We start from the raw sequence: 17902 nt of genomic DNA on the forward strand, positions 1-17902 counted from the left end.
ATTTCGTTCTCACAGACATTAGATAACAACACGGATTCACGTTTGAAACCACTTGAGTATCAATAGGTGGATACAGATGTGATAGCTTTTCGTTCTATACTCACACCCGATTCTCCCCTGGACTTCCACGTCCAGATGTTGTTCAATGCATAATTCCATACGGTTGCCAACACAATTCCAATTAAGTTTGAAAGTAAGTAGGGTCTGATGAATGAACTACGCAATGACCCGGTCGTACCGAAATCTGTTCCAAAAAGTTCTCCGAGTATGAGCAAAAAAAGAAGCCGTAGCCTCTTTTCGAGATTCATAATCAGTAACTGGATGGCAATGACCGTCTCGCTTGTTTGCCGAACGCGCGTTCGAATTAAGCCAAGCCCGTAGATACGCTTGCCTTCACCAAACTTTCCTTCCACTGCGTTGCGCTCGCCCATATCTTGTTGTTCCATTTTCTTTTGCTCACGGTTGACTTGCTTTGGTGGTCGTCCAAGTTTCGGACCACTCATCCGGATTCCATGGTCTTTGCAGTACTGAAGATTCTCACGTGTCCTGTAGATTTTGTCCGCCAAGATGGTCTCCAGATAATATCCGAAACGCTCAACGTACCGCTCCACTGACTCAATTAGCGTCGAACCCTCGTTGAAGCTGTCCCAACTTGTTCTCTCCATCAGTGTATATCCTCCAACCACACTGATTGACACCTTTGCACCAAACTCCACATTTGCTTTTGCCTTTCCACGTACAATCGGTCGAACGTCGGGTTGTGCAATGCTTACGATTCTATCGTCCACCCGATGACTGCGGCTCTGATACATTTCTCGCTGTTGCCGATATAGCTCACCAATGACCAAAAGGTCACGATATTGTCGCCGTGAGAGTGCCATGAGGGGAGTGCAATGTACGAGTTGTTCAATGAATTTCAAGTTCCGTGCCACATAACGCAATTCGACGTAATGCCATGGGAAATCCTGTTTGTCGACGATAAGGAACGCAACACGCGTGTCGCTGATGAAGTTGGACAAACGACCCACATCTACACGACAGTTGACTACTTGTTGGTTGATCTAGCTCGCCTTAGGCCTTTTTCATCACTTTTACTCTCCTCTTAATTCATACTGTTTGCATCCAAAGCCGCTCAAACGTGTTAGCTAATCACCTCCCGAAAGTTAAACTCAACCTCCCCTCAATTTCAGAGATGATTGAGTTACTCAAAAACCCCGTGTTTTATATCTATAAATTTTTAAATATTAAAAAATAACTAGCGTTGAAGGAAATTACGGCAGGCGCTCAGTAAGATGGCAGAGTCCTGTCCTGGGGCGACTTACGCAAAGCACCGAATGATTTTTTGATTCGGTGTCCTATTGGTTTTCCATGGGGGTCTGGGGGCGGAGCCACCAGGCATGGTTTGGGGCGTGGCCCCAACAAGAGTGCCGAAGGACGGCCTGACGACCGTTTGAGCGGAGCAAAGACGATGCGGCGGACGGCCAAAGGCGAATCTTGCTGTTCCTGTTCTTATTTCTTTAGACCTGAATCCGTGACGTGGATTTTCAAGAGGACGACAAAAATCGCGTGAAATCAAGTAAAATGGCGCTATCAGATGGACGAATCTACCTCACCTACTTGGTGGTGCCTTCATGCGTTTTGTGATCGAAGAGTCAGATGAAATATTGACATCCCATTCTGGACTTGCTCTGGTTGGACTGCTCCTTGGCAAGACTCAACTATCCGCACGTCTCAATGCCCTCCCTGTCCCAGGGCGCGCGTATACGGAAATTTCGAATCAAGATGTTGCCTACGCCTACCTGGGCCTCTTGTGTCAGGGGAAGAGCGACTTTGACCACATTGAGCCGTTGCGTCAGGACGAGTTCTTCCCTGAAGCGCTGACCATTTCCAATGTACCGTCGAGTCCAACACTACGCCAACGCCTGGATCTCGCAGCACCCGAAGAAAAATGTGACTGGCAATCGGTTATCCTCGAAGAATCAGCTGACCTATTGAGCAAGGTGGGCGTGTACCTTGCACCCATTGTACTGGGGGATGGGCATCGTGAATATCTACCGCTTGACATTGATGTATCCCCATTTGACAACTCAGGAACCAAGAAGGAGGGCGTGTCTCGTACCTATAAAGGGTGCGACGGATACGCGCCGATTTTCGCTTACTTAGGACAGGAAGGATACGCCGTTCACGTAGAGTTCCGAACGGGAAGTACACATTGTCAAAAGGGGACCGCCGCGTTTCTGGCTCAGAGTATCCGCTATGCTCAACGAATTTCGGACAAGCGCCTACTCGTACGCTTAGATGCGGGAAATGACAGCGTAGAAAACTTAGTCGTATGCAGGGCCGACGAAACCTCGGCCGACTTTATCGTGAAGAAGAACCTACGTAAGGAGAACCCGAATGCGTGGTTGCTGACGGCTGAGCAACACGGTACCTACACAGAGCCCCGTGCAGGGAAGAAGGTGTACAGAGGGTCCATCCTGTCTCCAATGAAGGGATTAGAAAAACCGGTCCGGATGGTGTTTGAAGTGATTGAACGCACGATCCAGAGCGACGGTCAAGCATTACTCATCCCGAGCATTGAGGTAAACGTCTACGTCACGAGCTTGCCAGAGGCTCCAGAGGTGATCATCGACCTGTATCATGCACATGGAACGATGGAGCAATTTCATAGCGAGATCAAGACAGATTTAGATTTGGAACGGTTGCCCTCGGGGAAGTTTGCAACGAACGACCTTGTCTTGCATTTTGGTGTACTGGCATATAACCTGTTGCGCATCATCGGACAGGAGAGCCTGAGAGAGCAGGATGCACCGATTCGGAAGAAAGCAGAGAGGCGACGCATACGCACCGTGATCCAGAATCTCATCACGCTTGCGGCGAAAATGACGAGACACGCGAGGCAGACACGGCTACGATTCGGACGAGGTAACCGGTGGTTGCCCGTGTTTAGGCGACTATACGAAGCATTTGGATGAAGAAGGGAAAGAGCGTCCGATGTATCCACATGTGAATGCATCCCTGAAACGAAGGGGTTATTCACCTGTGGACAAATTCACAGACTCCTCTCTTCTGCAAAAATGAACCACTCTGTTGACTGCTCGCCGACGCTTGGAGTCATGTTCAAAACTACCTTGACCAGTCTCTACAGACGTCACGGATTCAGGTTAGAGATAGAATGGATAATGATGGGAGTGGGAAAGTACACGCGTGGGAGGAACTCGGGTCTTTCGGTCTGGGATGAACCTCTAATTCAATACTGCCTATTAAGGATGACGTATATACATGAATGGTACTCAACAAGACGGTTGCAAGCGATAGTACGATTCGTCTCAAACTGACTACTTCCCCTTACATCACGCTTATCACAGGATTGTCTACTTATGACGTTTGTCCAACGAAAATACCTTGGATCAATTGTCCATTGATATTAGGACTATTATGCTTCCACCACGAATACAACATAAACGTTGCTCAAAAAAAGCTGCCCAAGTCGACTTGAATGGCATGTGACAACATGGCTAAACCTCACTGATTCAGAAATCCTATTGGGACCCAACCGCACTTCGGCACCTGTTAATTCAGTTCGACAAGCGACGATGGGTCCCAACTTGACCGTGCCTCAGGTTTTCACAGAGAAGGCACCAGGTAGTCGCACGCGTACAACTCACGTATCACTGCTGTTGCCAGGATGTCCGTCGAGCGGAATAGTGCCCCTCTGAGCTTTGGTACCACTGATGCATCAGGAGGGAAGATAACTGGCAATTCCGTACAGGCGAGGAGGATTCCGTCGAGGTCTTGACTCCATGGTTTCTGAGCTAGTTGTACTGCCTGTTTACCGAGTTCTTTGATGCTGTCGTCAGCTCGGCCTACTTGCGAGGAAAAGCCCGAGGCGCTGGCACTTTTGACCGCCGTAATGACCTCCATGATTTCAGACTGTGTTTTCTCATCTGGATAGACCGCTTCGATTCCAGTCTTATGAAATGCATTCTCATATACGCGAAAAGTACGTGTTGGCGTGGTGCCCATGATTCCAATTTTTCTTTTCCCCGACTTCTCGACCGTGTCAGCGACTTCTTCAATCAACGAAATCATAGGTATTGGAATTTGGCTCGCGATCTGTTCGTGATAGATACTTGTGGTCGTAGATGGCATAGCAATCAGATTTGCACCTGCATGTACGAGTTTTTCCGCCACATCAACGAGTTTCGGGACCGGTGACTCTCCACTTCCCGAAAGGTGTTCGATGCGGCTTGGAATAGACGGTTCCGATATCAAGATAACGGGTATGTGTTCTGCATCCGAGATTGCAGGAGACAATTCAATCACACGGCGGTAGAAGTGTGCTCCAGCCAGCGGACCAAGTCCAGCGATAATTCCGAGTGTTTTCACTCACTTTGCCTCCCTTACTGCGTAATTGCAATCAGTTGCAGATACTGAATTACTGTGCTGGTGGTTGAGCAAACACGTCGGACGATGGGCTGTGTCTTCTCAGTCGCATGCGATAACTCTGGTAGATTACAATCCCTAAAATCACGACGATAACCGATTGAAACGCTGGTTGGAGAATTAACGGACTTGATACCGATGACAACGTAATGGAGATGGAAAACCAAACAGAAATCGCCATGAGCAGGACACCGACGAAAACTTGCAGAAAACGATTCTTGGCCATCGATGAGGTGTTCACTGTATAGAGGGTTGGGGCGTGCCGCGGGAACGTAATCATCCCGAGACCCATGCAAAAAAATACCAGCATAACGGACAACACACGAATATTAACGCCAAATACAAAGCCCAATTTGAGCGACTCAATCAGACTGATGGACCCAAAAATAGCACTGAGTGTCAGAGCCAACACAGGGGTCTTATACTTTGCGTGCGTCCTAGCGAAGACACCTGGAATTAGTCCATCTTTACCCCATGCAAAAACCCAACGCGATTGTGCCAAGAAAATCGGTAGAAACGTTTTGACGACAATCAGTGCGACGCAAAGGTTGAGCAATGAAGACATCCACGATGGCATAAGGAACTGCAACAGACCGGACGAAGTCGTATACGACGACATTTTCATTTTCGCCAGGCCAGAAATAACCTGCCATAACACCGCATGATATACGGCCCAGGCGAACAGGGTATATACGACGGTAACTAAGGTTACTATGATGAGCACAGCTTTCGATAGCGACTTCACTGCGTTCTTTGCTTCTCCACCAGTTTGTGTTGCAGTGGAGAGACCTAGATAGCCAAAGAAAAGGACAGGTAATGCCGACCCGAAGGCAGCTCCGTAGCTAACATGTTGGACAGGTGATGCGGCCGTGATGGACGCTACCGACATGTGAAGGTGTTGTGTCAACGCGTTGGCAAAAGCATCCTGGCTCGTGGCAAAGCCGATTACAATCATCACCAGTGCGACGGCGAAGACGAGAAACATCGCGATGGTAGTCAGAGTTCCGGCGAGGCGGACACCGATCACGTGGATGGCCCAGAATCCCCAAAGGATAATCAGTCCGACAATCAAGATGCCTGCGTTAGAGGCAAAAAACTTTCCCACTCCCGCGACTCCGAGCGACAATGCAGCAGTTGAGAGAAACTTTGGCGCCGAGAAGGCGAGCGTCCCGAGCGACCCAGTGAAACCAAACCACGCCAGAAACGTGGCGACGAACGCAACCCCCGGGCTGAGTGACCGCGAGATGATGACGTATTCTCCACCGGCACCCACCAACCCCGAAGCGAAGAAAAACCGATACACGACGACCGTGACAAAGGTAATAACCCCGCCGATGACCATCAAAAGCGGCACGAGGTTTCCAACACCAGGCGAACTCTGTTGAATTTGGGTGGATACGAAAAACAGACCGGATGCAATCTCATTGGTAAGCCCGAACGCTACGACTGCTAGCAGTCCGAGCGCTCGGTTCAGGGGACTTGGTTGCATATCTCTGTCCTCCCAAAAATGGACTTAACTAATTGTTGACGACGGCAGCCTCCGGTTCGAAGAAGAGAGACGTGTATGCGTACAATGCTGGTGAACCCCCCGTATGGACAAACAACACATTGTCGTTTTTTGAGAAGTGTCCCTTGCGGATGAGGTCAATTAAGCCCGACATTGCTTTCCCCGTGTACACGGGATCAAGCAAGATTCCTTCTGTCTTCGCTAACAGGTTTACAGCTTCCTCCATTTCAGGGGTTGGGAGGGAGTAGCCAGGTCCCACATACTCGTCAAAGCAAGTGACTGCATCGCGAGGAATCGAACCGTTGATGCCAACATGGTTGCCAACACGAACAGCGAGATTATAAATGAGCTCTTCTTGCACGAGTTTTGGGCGACTAACATCAATCCCGATGACTGGAATCCCCGAGTTGTTTCCATAGAATCCGGCAACTAAGCCAGCGTGGGTTCCGCCGCTGCCGCTTGCGCATACCACGGTGTTAATGTTGATACCGAGATCGAACGTTTGAGCAAGTACTTCCTCTGCGCAGGCGACATAGCCGAGCGCTCCAATATCATTCGAACCACCGCCGGGAATGATGTACGGTTTGTGCCCCTTAACTACGAGGTCACCAGCAACTTTTTGCATTTCGGCCATCATGTCTGAGCCGCCACGGACAACAGTCACACCTTCAACACCGAGTAGGTGGAACAGAAAGTTGTTCCCACTTGCCTGTGGATTGTAACTGTTCGGTACTCTCTCTTCGAGAACCAGGTGGCATTTCAAGCCCTCTTTGACTGCGGCGGCGAGGGTTAAACGGCAATGGTTGGACTGCACGGCTCCGCAGGTGATTACTGTGTCGGCTCCCTGCAACAGGGCATCTGCCATGAGGAATTCAAGTTTCCTGGTCTTGTTACCACCTGATGTCAGCCCGAGGAGGTCATCTCGTTTGATGAACAGGTTTGGACCACCTAGTACTTGTGAGAATCGAGGCAGGTGTTCAATAGGCGTAGGCCCGGGTGTATAGCGACGACGAGGGAACTGAGCTAGATTCATATGAGTCACTCCTATCGATACAGAAACAATCGTTTCATTACATGCTCTCTTTGCAATTGAACAGAGGGCATCGTATTATTCACATCGGATTTATATGAATTATAGGAATTATACGCAGGTTATCACTATAGTTCTTCGGTGTCAATTTCATCCTGACATTAAGGTAAAGAACTGGCGCCAAATCGATACTGTCATTCTCTGATATCGTCTCAACCCGCAGTTTGGCCGCATCGTTGGGCATAACTTTGAAGGTCGGTTCCGACATGTCTAGTATCGTTAAGCTTTGAAATAATTCAGTACGCCTCTTACATTTCTCTTCCGTTGTGCAGTTCGCCTGAAATTGTGTCGCACTATTCTATAAAATGCTCTACCTCTATTCATTAGTCTATAGTCGGTCCTCTGTATCGAAAACATATCTTCCAACTTGTTATGACATCATAACAAAATTGACAAACAAATATAAATAGTAAGTATTGTAGGCGGATGCAATAAACATTGTGTATAGAACTTTTTACACATCAAAAAATCAATTGCATTAACGTGTTAGATTTTGCTCCCGATAGATGTATATGTAGTACGAGCCAAAAGTTTGGGATGCTACATTAAATTAAAGGTTTATTTTATGGAAGGGATACAAATGGAACCCAGGGGTATTCACGTAACACGAAGTGAGAAATGAGGTGGAGACATGAGTGATGGCTGTTGCGCTCCGAAGCATGGCAGCATGTCGGTACAAGCGATTCGAGGCGAGACTGGTACAAACCTCGTAGCTTCACCACGTCTATATGATTTATCTCTTACATCTGGAAAACTACCCTGCCAGATGTTGCAATAATGTTCGCCATTTCACTGGTGGCTCATAGACGACAACTGTTGGCTGTTTGTCAGCGTACTGTGATTAGCGGAGCTATATGAAATTTATAGAAATGGGGAAATCGTGTGCGAGAAATTTTGAAACGTGGTATGGCTACGGTTGCGAGTGTGGGAATGATTTCTGTTCTTATTGCTGGTTGTGGTACAAACAGCACCTCCGTGTCAACAGGCAATGCCTCGTCTAGCGGGACATCTTTAAATTCAAAACCCGTTAAAGGTGGTTCAATCACCGTTGATATGACTCAAGCAGTTCCAGATTTAGATCCTGCGATTGAATTTGACACAGTATCACAAACGTTGTCTCTCAGGTGTATCAACAATTGGTTACGTATTCAGGAAGTACAAATAATATTACGGGTGAGTTGGCACAAAGTTGGGATGTTTCACCTGATGGGAAGACGTATACTTTCCATCTACGTAAAGGTGTAACTTTCTCTAATAGAGATCCACTTACTTCACAGGATTTTGTTTTTGAGCTTGAGCGGGTTTTGGATAAAAATATGCAACCGAAGCCATCGCCTGGTAATCAATTCTTCATGGATATAACCGGAGCGCAGGCATACTATAATGGACAATCAAAAACCATTAGTGGTCTAAGCACTCCAGACAAATATACGTTAGTCATTCATTTGGATAAGCCAGAACAGTTCTTCTTAAAAATTATGGCTATGCCATTTGCTTCTGCTGTCGACCCAGCCTTTGTAAAGAGGGTCGGTAACGTGGCGATGGATACAACGCAGGCAATGGGTACTGGTCCGTTTGAAGTGCAAACAATTAATCAAAACCAAGTAGTTCTAGTTAAAAACCCGCACTATTGGCAAAAGGATTCATATGGAAATCAACTACCGTACTTAGATAAAGTGACGATTAACGTTGACAATAACAGTGAAGTAGATGCAATGGTTTGGGAACAGGGGCAAACAGCTTTTATGAGCCCATGGTTGATAGGTGGAGATGGTATACCTTCTTCTGCGTATCCTACAATTATGGACTCACCGAAGTACAAGAGTGATGTATTGGTGCAACCTATGAACTCTATTATGTATGTGGGTTTGAATATGAAGCCAAATCTTAACGGTAAACCAAATCCGTTAAGTAATCTTAAGGTTCGACAAGCAATTGAATATGCATTCCAAGATAGTCAAATTGTAAAGGTCAACAATGGTGCTGTTAAACCTTTGAATCAGCCGCTACCGAGTACATTGGAGGGGTATGTTAAAAACTTAGCCCCTAGGAGCGTGTCCGAGTATTGCGGCTTAGACTTTCTGCATTTGAGTTCAGTTCCATATTTTATTCGACTATGGGTGACTTTCCCCATGGGCACTTACTTCATTAGACGGGGACTGGTCGGTTAAGCACCATCTTTAGCACGTTGCCCAGTTTATATGACCGTATTTGAATATCTTAAGCAGATTATGGCACATGGTAACTAACGACCATTCTCCTCTGACCTTCTCAAGGCTTCGAAGTGAGAATTGGTCGAATCGTCGACAACCCTTAATTTGACCGTACACAGGCTCTACGATAGCCTTGCGTCTCGCGTAGACGGCACGGCCCTTCTTTGTTTTTAGTTTCCGAGTCATACGTTGCTTAATGGTGTAGTGTTTCGGTATTCGTCCTCTCGGTGACTCAGGCACTTCATTGTGCTTTTGACGACCTGTTGCGATGTATGGGTCAATTTCTTTCTCTTGAAGCCATGTCACGTCGTCTTCGGCAAAGTAGCCAGCATCACATGAGATTTTGTGCATCGTCGCTTTCGTATTCTCCGCCGTCATTTCGACCATTGTACGCAGGACACCGTGGTCATTTGTGTGGTCTATAACATCTGTTGCAACAATGATTTGGTACTCTTCATCGACGACAGCCTGCACATTGTATGCTTGGATAAAGCCGTCTTTCGATTTCATAATGCGAGATTCCGGATCCGTGAAGTTGCGTTGAGCCTTGTCCTCCGGAACACCTGCGAGATGACTCTCCTTGCGTGGACGACCGCGTTTCCTGGCGCCTGTCTGGTTGGTGGGGCCGTTGTCATCGTCCTTCTTGTCTTGTTGTTCGTCTTTCTGTTGCTGTTGTTCCACTCTTTCCTTGGCCTCTTTCTCCAGAGAGGACATTGCTTCCTGAATTTTTGCCAACCGGGTCTCTCTACGGGCTAACTCTTCAGGGAGTTCATCGCCCATGGTGTTACCGTACTTTTTATCTTCACTATGGTCGGTGCGTTCAGCCTGCTGCGTAAGCTCGGCGATTTCTTGGCGGAGTCGTTGCTCTTGCTGCTTCATCCGCTCGTAACTCATCGCTTTATGTTTGGATGCGTTTGCCCGAATCTTGCTGCCATCCAGCGATACATGCCCGAGCTTAACCATCCCTGCATGTTGGGCAATCTTCAAGACTTCCAAGAAAAGTTCTTTGAAGGTGACCAAATGGCGTTTCCGAAAATCACTGATTGTCCGGAAATCCGGGAACTGATTTGCGGACAGGACTCGGAACGCCACTACATCCTGACAGGCCTTTGCGATCTTTCTGGAAGAGTACATGCCTGTGCAATATGCGTAAACCAGAATCTTCAATAACATTGCCGGGTGGTACGGGGGAAAACCTCGCAGTTCTTGTTCGTACTGTTTTGTAATGATGGAGATATCGATATGATCGACCACATCACTGACAAAGTTCGCCAGGTGGCCGTCAGGTAGCCATTCATTTAACCCCGGTGGTAGTAGAATGAGTTGGTTCGGGTCGTAGTCACGAAACTTTTTTCCCAAGATTCGAAGCCTCCACTGTGAATACCAATACAGGGGACTTCGTTATTGATCCGGAAATTTCCTTTTACAAAATACTTCAGGGATTACTCGGACACGCTCCTAGTGCTCAATATTCCTATAATCAAGCAAAGGCGAAACAACTACTTAAAGAAGCTGGGTATGGGAATGGCTTAACGCTTGATATGTGGAATGAAAATACTAACGGTGCGACCAGAGAAGACCAGGCTTTTCAGGCAATGTTAAAGAGTGTAGGGATCACTGTGAATTTGCACGAAGTGACTTGGAAGGACTTTATTACCAAGGCGAGGTCCGGTACAGCACAAATGTATGAGGACGGTTGGCAACAAGATTTCCCGGATGCATCAGATTTCTTGAACACCTTGTTTAACTCAGATCAGATTTCTACAGGCAATAACAAGAACAATTACAGTAATCCACAGGTAGACCAATGGTTGAATGAAGCTGAATATTCAACTGACCAGCAACAAAGAGACCAACTTTACGCTCAAGTTACCAATCAGGTCATGTCGGATGCAGCTTGGGTCCCGTATTACCAAATTGTCGGTTATTACTGTGTTCAACCGTGGGTGCATGGTTTCTACACGAGTGATATTTTGGAGGATCCATTTGCATACATTTGGATTGACCAAAGTCACAGCAGTAACTAATTTGTTATCCATTGAGGCGTAGCCTATGGCTGCGTCTCTTATGTTTTAGCGTACCGGGCAAGCGGGACTATTGGTCGTGAACGCAACTAACATGTGATACAACTGAATTGATAGCAAGTGCACTCGGTGTCAGAAGTTTAAGTGCACCGCCGATAAATCGAACATGACATAAAAATGCGGGCCTCGATTGAGACTCGCTTTTATACGTACTAAATTAATGTTGAACATTAAGATGCTAACATAATTTGATTTTGTAAGGTTCAAGTAGTTGGTAAATAAGTAAAAGGGGTAGAATGAAACAGTCCGGGCGGGGCTTCTTACCGGAAAATACGGAGTGAACAAGCGAATAAAGCAAGGACGATTGGTTGATGAAGCAAGATATAGCGCTAGGTACGCTGATGAAATGAACTTTGCAGTTGCTGACCGGTTTACTGCCTATGCCACAGAACATGGTGTCAATCCCGCAACGCTTGCAGTCGCCTGGGTGATGTCCCATCCGGCAATCACAGCACCCATTATCGGGGCAAGAAATTTGAAACAGCTTGAGGATTCGCTCGCTGCCATGATGTAGACATGACCCAAGAGTGGCGCGATGAAAGCTCCGCCCTCTCTGTTACGCCCGCACCTGCGACAGACCGTGGAGAAAAGCTGTTGCCGAATTGGACGTGAAAACAACTAGATTATCCAGCGGACACCAAAACGGTGTCCGCTTTTGTTTTGTAGGTTCGTCTTCACTCTGATGGGATTTAGTGGGATAATTTAACGCAATACGATGAAATGGCGTATTAGATGACGCCTGCTTTTACATTGTCGTTTTCGGATTTTTCCCCTGATCAATCCGTATCAAATATGTAAACTTGAGATATGTAAACTTATACTTTCAAACTGCGTGCTATATGTACGGCATGGGTGAACCCATTACGGACGAACTCTCTCAGGAATTTAAGTTGAATCTGTCTGATTGTTATTGCAATAGCCTCTCAGCATTGTAACGTCGAAAAGTAGGATAAAGTAGATTTTTCCCAAGAATTCACTGGAAACACAGATGGAAGTCATTTTTAATTGTGATGGGAGTTATATCGCTATTGTTTTCGTATGTTTTTGAACCAGCCTTTCGCGTTATGGACGCTTACCATCCCCTCACTTGGGAGTACTTCTACTCGTTAATCGTCTACTTTCTCATGGGTATAATTGTTCGTTTTGCTGTACTGAGGATGCAATCCGCCAATTAGTTGACTTAGATAAAAATACAACCTATTCTGTGCAATTGCACAAACGGGGGCTTATGCGACAGAGTGCGCCTAGCTAAGCTAGGCACAACTTGTTGGTGAAAGTCCAACCGAGGTAGGGACCAAGCCGCCTCGTAGCTAGCAGGCATCTGGTGGTGAGAATCTAAGGATGAAGCCCTGTGAAAAGCCCCACTCGGGTGAAGCAAAACTACAGGCTGTAACATGAAGTGAATCCTGCCGCATCGTCATAAAGGACCCGAAAGGGACAAAAGGGAGTCGAACCTCGTCTGTCATGGTGAAGACCCCGGAACGCGCGAAGACCTTGGATGTGCAGCGCGGAAGAACCCTTCGGTGTATGGGGATCAGCATGTAGTGACAGTTGTGTCTGGAACTAGGGAGACCCTACCTCGCACGACAGAGCGGAAATTTGTCGTAAAGCGCGAACCTATAAACCCGAAGGGTGAAATGGCAAGCGGCGAGAAGGGAGTCGGAGGGGGTCATAGTGTGCGCGTGGCAGCGCGTCATCGGGTGGGTTAAAGTCCCACTGAGTCTCGGACTAGGGGGCTCATATCCAAACCTGGGGGTAACGCCTCAGGGGCCGATAGCAATCTATGTATCGGAGGGCAGGGCGTCCACCGTGAGGTGGAGTCCGGAGGGCTTGCGGAGAAGTACCAGGCTGTAGTGAAACGGGGAACCGAATTGCGAACCGGTCGGCCAAAGATGGGGCAAGGTCGAGCTTGCACTATGGAGGCGAAGGCGCTACTAGTCCACCCATCGTACCAAGGTGTGTGCGGGCGGCATGGCACGGAAGATGATGTTGTGACCCACGGAGATCTCGTAGTGTCTGGTAAGTGAGCACCGCGATGGACAGGTGGGTAAAGAAAGTCGAAATGGTCGTGCTGTGGCTGCCATTTTGTTCAGGAGTCCACAGCTATCCAGTAACGTGCGCTATAAGGCAACCCCGAAGTGCGCACCGATGCGCTGCGAGAAGTCGGAGAGCTGCATAATACTGCAACGGACGAACAACAGAAACGTCCGGACTATCTGCCCAAGTGCAGGTGGCTTTTGTTCACTCAAAAGGTGAGTAAAAGGGGAAGGCGGCTCGCTTTATGGAACCCGAAACCTCAGGAGGTTCGCGAGTATGTAGCGAGGGAAGGAAAGTTCCCTAAGTGAAAGACCCAGAACTCGCAACGGAGGATACGAGACCAAATGAAGGCAGACGGTACAGGTAGGAAGATTCATTCGCTCATTGACAAGGTCTATCACCGAGCCAATCTGGAGTTAGCGTGGAAGCTGGTCAAGCAGAACGGCGGTAGTGGTGGAATCGATAACGTCCGAATTGCTGACTTTGAGCGAGTGGCAGCGGAGGAACTAGCCAGACTGCACCAACAGCTAAAGCAGGATGTCTACAGACCGATACCAGTTAGAAGGGTGAACATCCCGAAACGGAATAAGCCCACCGAAACGAGGCCGCTTGGCATTCCCGCCATTCGAGATAGGGTATGCCAGCAAGCACTGAAAAATCGGCTTGAACCTATATTCGAGTTGACATTTAGCGATTGTAGTTTCGGATATCGACCGGGGCGTTCCACACATCAAGCAATGCGGAAAATCTATCGCGAAATCATGAACGGCTGTGAATGGGTAGTAGATGCTGACTTGCGTGACTTCTTTGGCAATGTCCAGCACGAGCGTCTCATTGACATGATATCTGAAAGAATTAGCGACGGGCGCATTTTACGACTGATTAGACAGATGCTCGAAGCCGGATACATGGAGAACGGGGTGAAATTCCAGACAGTATCTGGGACACCTCAGGGCGGAATAGTGAGTCCACTATTCAGTAATATCTACCTCACACCATTTGACAGAGCGATGGAAAACAAGGGTTATCGCCTTACCCGTTTTGCTGATGATTGGGTCGTACTCTGCAAGAGTCGTGAGGAAGCTGTAAAGGTGTTCGCAGATGCAAAAGTTGCCTTAGAAGCGCTGGGCTTAACGCTTCATCCGGAGAAGACCCGCATTACTCATATTAGCGCGGGATTTGAATTTCTCGGCTATAAGCTGAAACGCGGCAAAGGTCTAACGCTGTCACAGCACAAGGTGAAAAAGGGACCCAATAGACTGAACATCTATGCGATTCCAACGGAGAAGTCCGTGAAACGATTCCAGGACACCATCCGTCAACGCACAAAGCGCCGACTTCCGCTCACCGTACAGGAGCTGATTGACCGGATTAACCCGGTCATTCGAGGATGGGGTAATTACTATCGAAAAGCACACGTTCGAAAATTGTTCAACAGGCTGCAACGCTGGATTATTCAACGAATCAGAAGCCACCAGTACAAGCGGTGGCGGAACGGTGGATGGCGGAAATATCCTGAGCGACGATTGTACGGTGAGTTTCGATTGGTAAACCTAATGTCCCTGATACCCGATTTGAATCTGATGCCTGCATCCACGCGATGACATGAAGGAAAGCGGATTGCGGGAAAACTGCACGATCCGTTTGATCGAGCGGACGGAGGCAGGCCAGCGCCCACCTCCTCCGACTCTACACCAATGAAGCGAGGACAACACAACCTCGCGGAGGAAAGGACCCTCACTTCGTTCACGGGTATCAATGGACGTAAGAGTGAGTGAATGCCAGGGGAAACTCGGCTAACTACACCATTGAAAAAGTTCGAGAAGTCCAAAGAGCCCTTTACCTTGGGACGAAAGCATACACCTGGGAGCGAGATGGGTAACCGCCATAATGTACAAGGTGAAGAACGTCGGAAAGCCGTATGCGGGAAAACCGCCCGTACGGTTTGATGAGGGGGGACTGGTAGCCCAGTCCCCTACTCTACAGAACATGAGTCCTTATTGCGTTAAAGGGCAGTTATATACACTAAGGTGTGATTTGAAAGGAATCGGTGTTTTGCAGATTTCAATGGACGATTTAGAACTTCAATGCTGGGATTGTAAAGGGACTGGCAAAGTGGAGTCGGACGAAGGAAGAGTTCCATGTGATAAATGTAATGGAACAGGTGTTGTGCTTACTGCTTTAGGACAAACATTACTAGCTTTTATGCAAAAACACCTTAATCATGGGGGCTTATGATAATTGCATCGGCTCCCTTGTTGCATTCAAGGGCAGTTATACAAAACAGAGGATAATGCACGAAGAAAGGGAATATAATCCTATTACTGTATAGTAAAACCGCTCAATATTAGGAGTGCACAGGAAATGGAATTGGGGTTTGGTATGGCGTCACGATTATGGTTAAAGGTTGCTGTCACTCCAGTGCTGGTTTCAATCGTGTACTTTGTACTTGTTTATGTATGTTGGCATTATCTTGGGTATCAAGGTTTGAGTTCATTGTTTGGAATACTAATTTTTTTTATCAAGTGTGGTGCTTTCCCTATTTGGTCTTCATCACTTGTAAACTCTGTACGCAACCATGTCTCCAATAAATTGATTACTTCTGTCACCTTTGTTTTATTCGGCGCATATCTCATTGCATGCGTATACCTTAACAATTTGGTGTATATTCACGCCTCTGGATACTTTAATGTGTATTACACTGGACCTAATCGTTCTTATGAAACCATTGGAGTTGGCGAGTTACTGACAATAATTCTATCAATTGTCGCTGTACTTGTTTATATTGTTTCTTTTTTGATGATTCGCAAAAACGCAGGACATCTTACAAAAGGTAGTCAACACTACAATCACCACGATTAGGGTGGGTGGTCTCGCCGACTTTCATGTGACCTGTCTACTCTAGAAATGTCGATTGCAAATTGACATTGGTTCTTGAGCTAAAAGGGGGCTGTAACTGAAGAACTATTTGACCGATGGATTGCATGATTATATGGTCCGAAGCAGCAACTCTTGTGTCGCTCTCGGGCAGAAGTGTTGAATAGCAGTCCATTGAATACAATCGGTATATGCAGTGGAATTAGGGGGATACATATGTCCACAAAAGTCGCCATCATTACGGATGTCCATGGCAACACCCCTGCATTAAAGGCTGTGTTGGAGGACATCGACAGCCAGTCTAACGTGGAGCACATCTATTGCTTAGGAGATATGGTGGCGATTGGACCTGACACAGACGAGGTCTTAGCTGCACTGTTCAGTCGGGAAGATGTCTCCATGATCACTGGAAACCATGAGGATGCGGTTTTGGCAATTTTCCAAGGTCAGGAGCCAGCGTCCCGTGGCGAGGAGAGCGCACACCACGAATGGATTGTTCAGCACACCGATAAAATGTTCCTCCACAAACTCTTGGACTTGCCCCGTTCGTTAAAAGTTAAACACGAGGGTAAAAGCCTCTTGTTGGTTCACTACCACTTGGATTCCACAGGAAACTTCCTGCCGATTGATCGAGACCCTTCATCAGAAAAGCTCGATACAATTTACAATGGGAACCAGGCTGAAATGGTGTGTTTTGGACATCATCATCCTGTTCACTTTTTCGAGACCGCAGATAGAACATATCTAAACCCAGGATCACTAGGTTGCTGTGACCGACCTGTTGCGCGATATGCTGTTCTAGACATCGATTCGACGGGTATAACAGTTGAAATGAAGGAAATCCCTTACGACAATAGGCAGTTTCTTTTGTCGTATGAAAAATTAGAGGTCCCTGCACGAGAATTGATTCTCAAGGTTTTTCACGGCAATCAGCACATGAGTATCATGAGTGACCAGGAATCATGACGCTTTCATTGTCTCTTGGTGCATGAAAATGCATCCGTGACCAGGAGTTCCTTATGGGACTCTCGGGCAGGTTTGTTCAAGAGCATCTTATGATGGGGGTTGGAAGTACGTGGCGACGCTTCACTTGATGGTTGGACTTCCCTGTAGCGGTAAGACTACATTGGCTCGTGAACTTGAGACGAGACATAACGCACTTCGGCTTAGCCCCGATGAATGGCATATCCGTTTATTTGGACATGACTTCGGGGAAGGCATGGATGAATCCGACCAAACGAAGCATCATGATAGACATGATGCAGTGGAATCACTTATGTGGGGTGTTGCGGCAAGAGTTCTAGTTCTTGGTGTGGATGTTATTTTGGATTTTGGATGTTGGGTTAAAAGTCAACGAGACGAGTTTCGTTCAAAAGCCCACGAACTCGGTGCTAATTTTAAAATTCATTTTACTGATGTATCCGCAGAAGTGCTGTTAGAACGATTAAAGCACAGAAATGCCAGCCTTCCCGAGGGTACTTTTCATATACCTGAGACGAAACTTAAAGAGTGGATGCAGTTATTTGAGCCTCCTACGCAGGAAGAACTTGAATAGAGGTAAATTTCTAGAACGGGGGCGAGAGCTGAACAGGCTGCATGCCACTGTTTTTGTATGAATATTCGTTCTTGTTGTTGACGTCGAAATGTC

At 47.2% G+C, this 17902-nt stretch carries 13 protein-coding genes and 2 pseudogenes; 9 read left to right on the top strand and 6 right to left on the bottom strand.

Going from position 1 to position 17902, the window contains the following annotated elements; translation table 11 throughout:
* Positions 1-59: 59 nt before the first annotated feature.
* Positions 60-275 carry a GtrA family protein gene (locus tag NZD89_RS02790; protein ID WP_268008375.1) on the bottom strand — a complete coding sequence of 72 codons (216 nt, stop codon included), beginning with the start codon at positions 273-275 and terminating at the stop codon, positions 60-62.
* Positions 264-944, bottom strand: a pseudogene (locus tag NZD89_RS02795) (transposase); the annotation flags it as partial. The pseudogene NZD89_RS02795 and the gene NZD89_RS02790, both read right to left, overlap by 12 nt.
* Positions 945-1631: 687 nt before the next feature.
* Here NZD89_RS02795 and NZD89_RS02800 point away from each other — a divergent pair.
* Entirely contained in the window at positions 1632-2975 is a 1344-nt protein-coding gene (locus NZD89_RS02800; RefSeq protein WP_268006328.1) for an IS1380 family transposase, read from the top strand.
* Positions 2976-3627: 652 nt separating this feature from the next.
* On the opposite strand, the gene NZD89_RS02805 is transcribed toward NZD89_RS02800, so the two are convergent.
* The 3 genes from NZD89_RS02805 to cuyA are packed head-to-tail and all read right to left on the bottom strand — an operon-like array spanning position 3628 to position 6986.
* Positions 3628-4389, bottom strand: coding sequence for an aspartate/glutamate racemase family protein (locus NZD89_RS02805; protein WP_268006329.1), 762 nt, complete (start codon positions 4387-4389; stop codon positions 3628-3630).
* A gap of 49 nt (positions 4390-4438) precedes the next feature.
* Complete coding sequence (locus tag NZD89_RS02810) at positions 4439-5935, bottom strand: APC family permease (RefSeq protein WP_268006330.1); 1497 nt, start codon at positions 5933-5935, stop codon at positions 4439-4441.
* 28 nt (positions 5936-5963) lie between these two features.
* Positions 5964-6986: a D-cysteate sulfo-lyase gene (gene cuyA, locus NZD89_RS02815; protein WP_268006332.1), complete on the bottom strand. Its 1023-nt coding sequence runs from the start codon at positions 6984-6986 to the stop codon at positions 5964-5966.
* Between the two features lie 1181 nt (positions 6987-8167).
* Between cuyA and NZD89_RS02820 the strand changes: the two genes are divergently transcribed.
* A complete protein-coding gene (locus tag NZD89_RS02820; protein ID WP_268006333.1) occupies positions 8168-9214 on the top strand; it encodes an ABC transporter substrate-binding protein in 1047 nt (348 codons plus the stop codon).
* Between the two features lie 9 nt (positions 9215-9223).
* On the opposite strand, the gene NZD89_RS02825 is transcribed toward NZD89_RS02820, so the two are convergent.
* A complete protein-coding gene (locus tag NZD89_RS02825; protein ID WP_431308595.1) occupies positions 9224-10615 on the bottom strand; it encodes an IS1182 family transposase in 1392 nt (463 codons plus the stop codon).
* Positions 10616-10632: 17 nt separating this feature from the next.
* Between NZD89_RS02825 and NZD89_RS02830 the strand changes: the two genes are divergently transcribed.
* The 7 genes and pseudogenes from NZD89_RS02830 to NZD89_RS02860 all read left to right on the top strand — a co-directional run bounded on the left by NZD89_RS02830 (position 10633) and on the right by NZD89_RS02860 (position 17809).
* Complete coding sequence (locus tag NZD89_RS02830; protein ID WP_268006334.1) at positions 10633-11283, top strand: ABC transporter substrate-binding protein; 651 nt, start codon at positions 10633-10635, stop codon at positions 11281-11283.
* Positions 11284-11593: 310 nt separating this feature from the next.
* Positions 11594-11952 (top strand): annotated as a pseudogene (locus NZD89_RS02835) (aldo/keto reductase); the annotation flags it as partial.
* Between the two features lie 1769 nt (positions 11953-13721).
* The gene (gene ltrA, locus NZD89_RS02840; protein WP_268006336.1) at positions 13722-14981 is read left to right on the top strand and encodes a group II intron reverse transcriptase/maturase; all 1260 of its coding nucleotides are present in this window, start codon (positions 13722-13724) and stop codon (positions 14979-14981) included.
* 463 nt (positions 14982-15444) lie between these two features.
* On the top strand, positions 15445-15615 hold the full coding sequence (gene rtpA, locus NZD89_RS02845) for an anti-TRAP protein (RefSeq protein ID WP_431308749.1): 171 nt from the start codon (positions 15445-15447) through the stop codon (positions 15613-15615).
* A gap of 126 nt (positions 15616-15741) precedes the next feature.
* Positions 15742-16239 (top strand): hypothetical protein, encoded by a 498-nt coding sequence (locus NZD89_RS02850; RefSeq protein WP_268006338.1) that lies wholly within the window; start codon positions 15742-15744, stop codon positions 16237-16239.
* 231 nt (positions 16240-16470) lie between these two features.
* Positions 16471-17220, top strand: a complete 750-nt coding sequence (locus NZD89_RS02855) for a metallophosphoesterase family protein (protein WP_268006339.1) — start codon at positions 16471-16473, stop codon at positions 17218-17220.
* Between the two features lie 109 nt (positions 17221-17329).
* Positions 17330-17809: a P-loop nucleotide/nucleoside kinase family protein gene (locus NZD89_RS02860; protein WP_268006340.1), complete on the top strand. Its 480-nt coding sequence runs from the start codon at positions 17330-17332 to the stop codon at positions 17807-17809.
* Positions 17810-17902 lie beyond the last annotated feature (93 nt).

The sequence above is a fragment of the Alicyclobacillus fastidiosus genome (assembly GCF_026651875.1).
GTDB lineage: Bacteria > Bacillota > Bacilli > Alicyclobacillales > Alicyclobacillaceae > Alicyclobacillus > Alicyclobacillus fastidiosus.

Coding starts and splice junctions, on each gene's coding strand:
- NZD89_RS02800 (WP_268006328.1), top strand. CDS start 1,632: ATGCGTTTTGTGATCGAAGAGTCAGATGAAATATTGACATCCCATTCT.
- NZD89_RS02810 (WP_268006330.1), bottom strand. CDS start 5,935: ATGCAACCAAGTCCCCTGAACCGAGCGCTCGGACTGCTAGCAGTCGTA.
- cuyA (WP_268006332.1), bottom strand. CDS start 6,986: ATGAATCTAGCTCAGTTCCCTCGTCGTCGCTATACACCCGGGCCTACG.
- ltrA (WP_268006336.1), top strand. CDS start 13,722: ATGAAGGCAGACGGTACAGGTAGGAAGATTCATTCGCTCATTGACAAG.
- rtpA (WP_431308749.1), top strand. CDS start 15,445: ATGGACGATTTAGAACTTCAATGCTGGGATTGTAAAGGGACTGGCAAA.
- NZD89_RS02850 (WP_268006338.1), top strand. CDS start 15,742: ATGGAATTGGGGTTTGGTATGGCGTCACGATTATGGTTAAAGGTTGCT.
- NZD89_RS02855 (WP_268006339.1), top strand. CDS start 16,471: ATGTCCACAAAAGTCGCCATCATTACGGATGTCCATGGCAACACCCCT.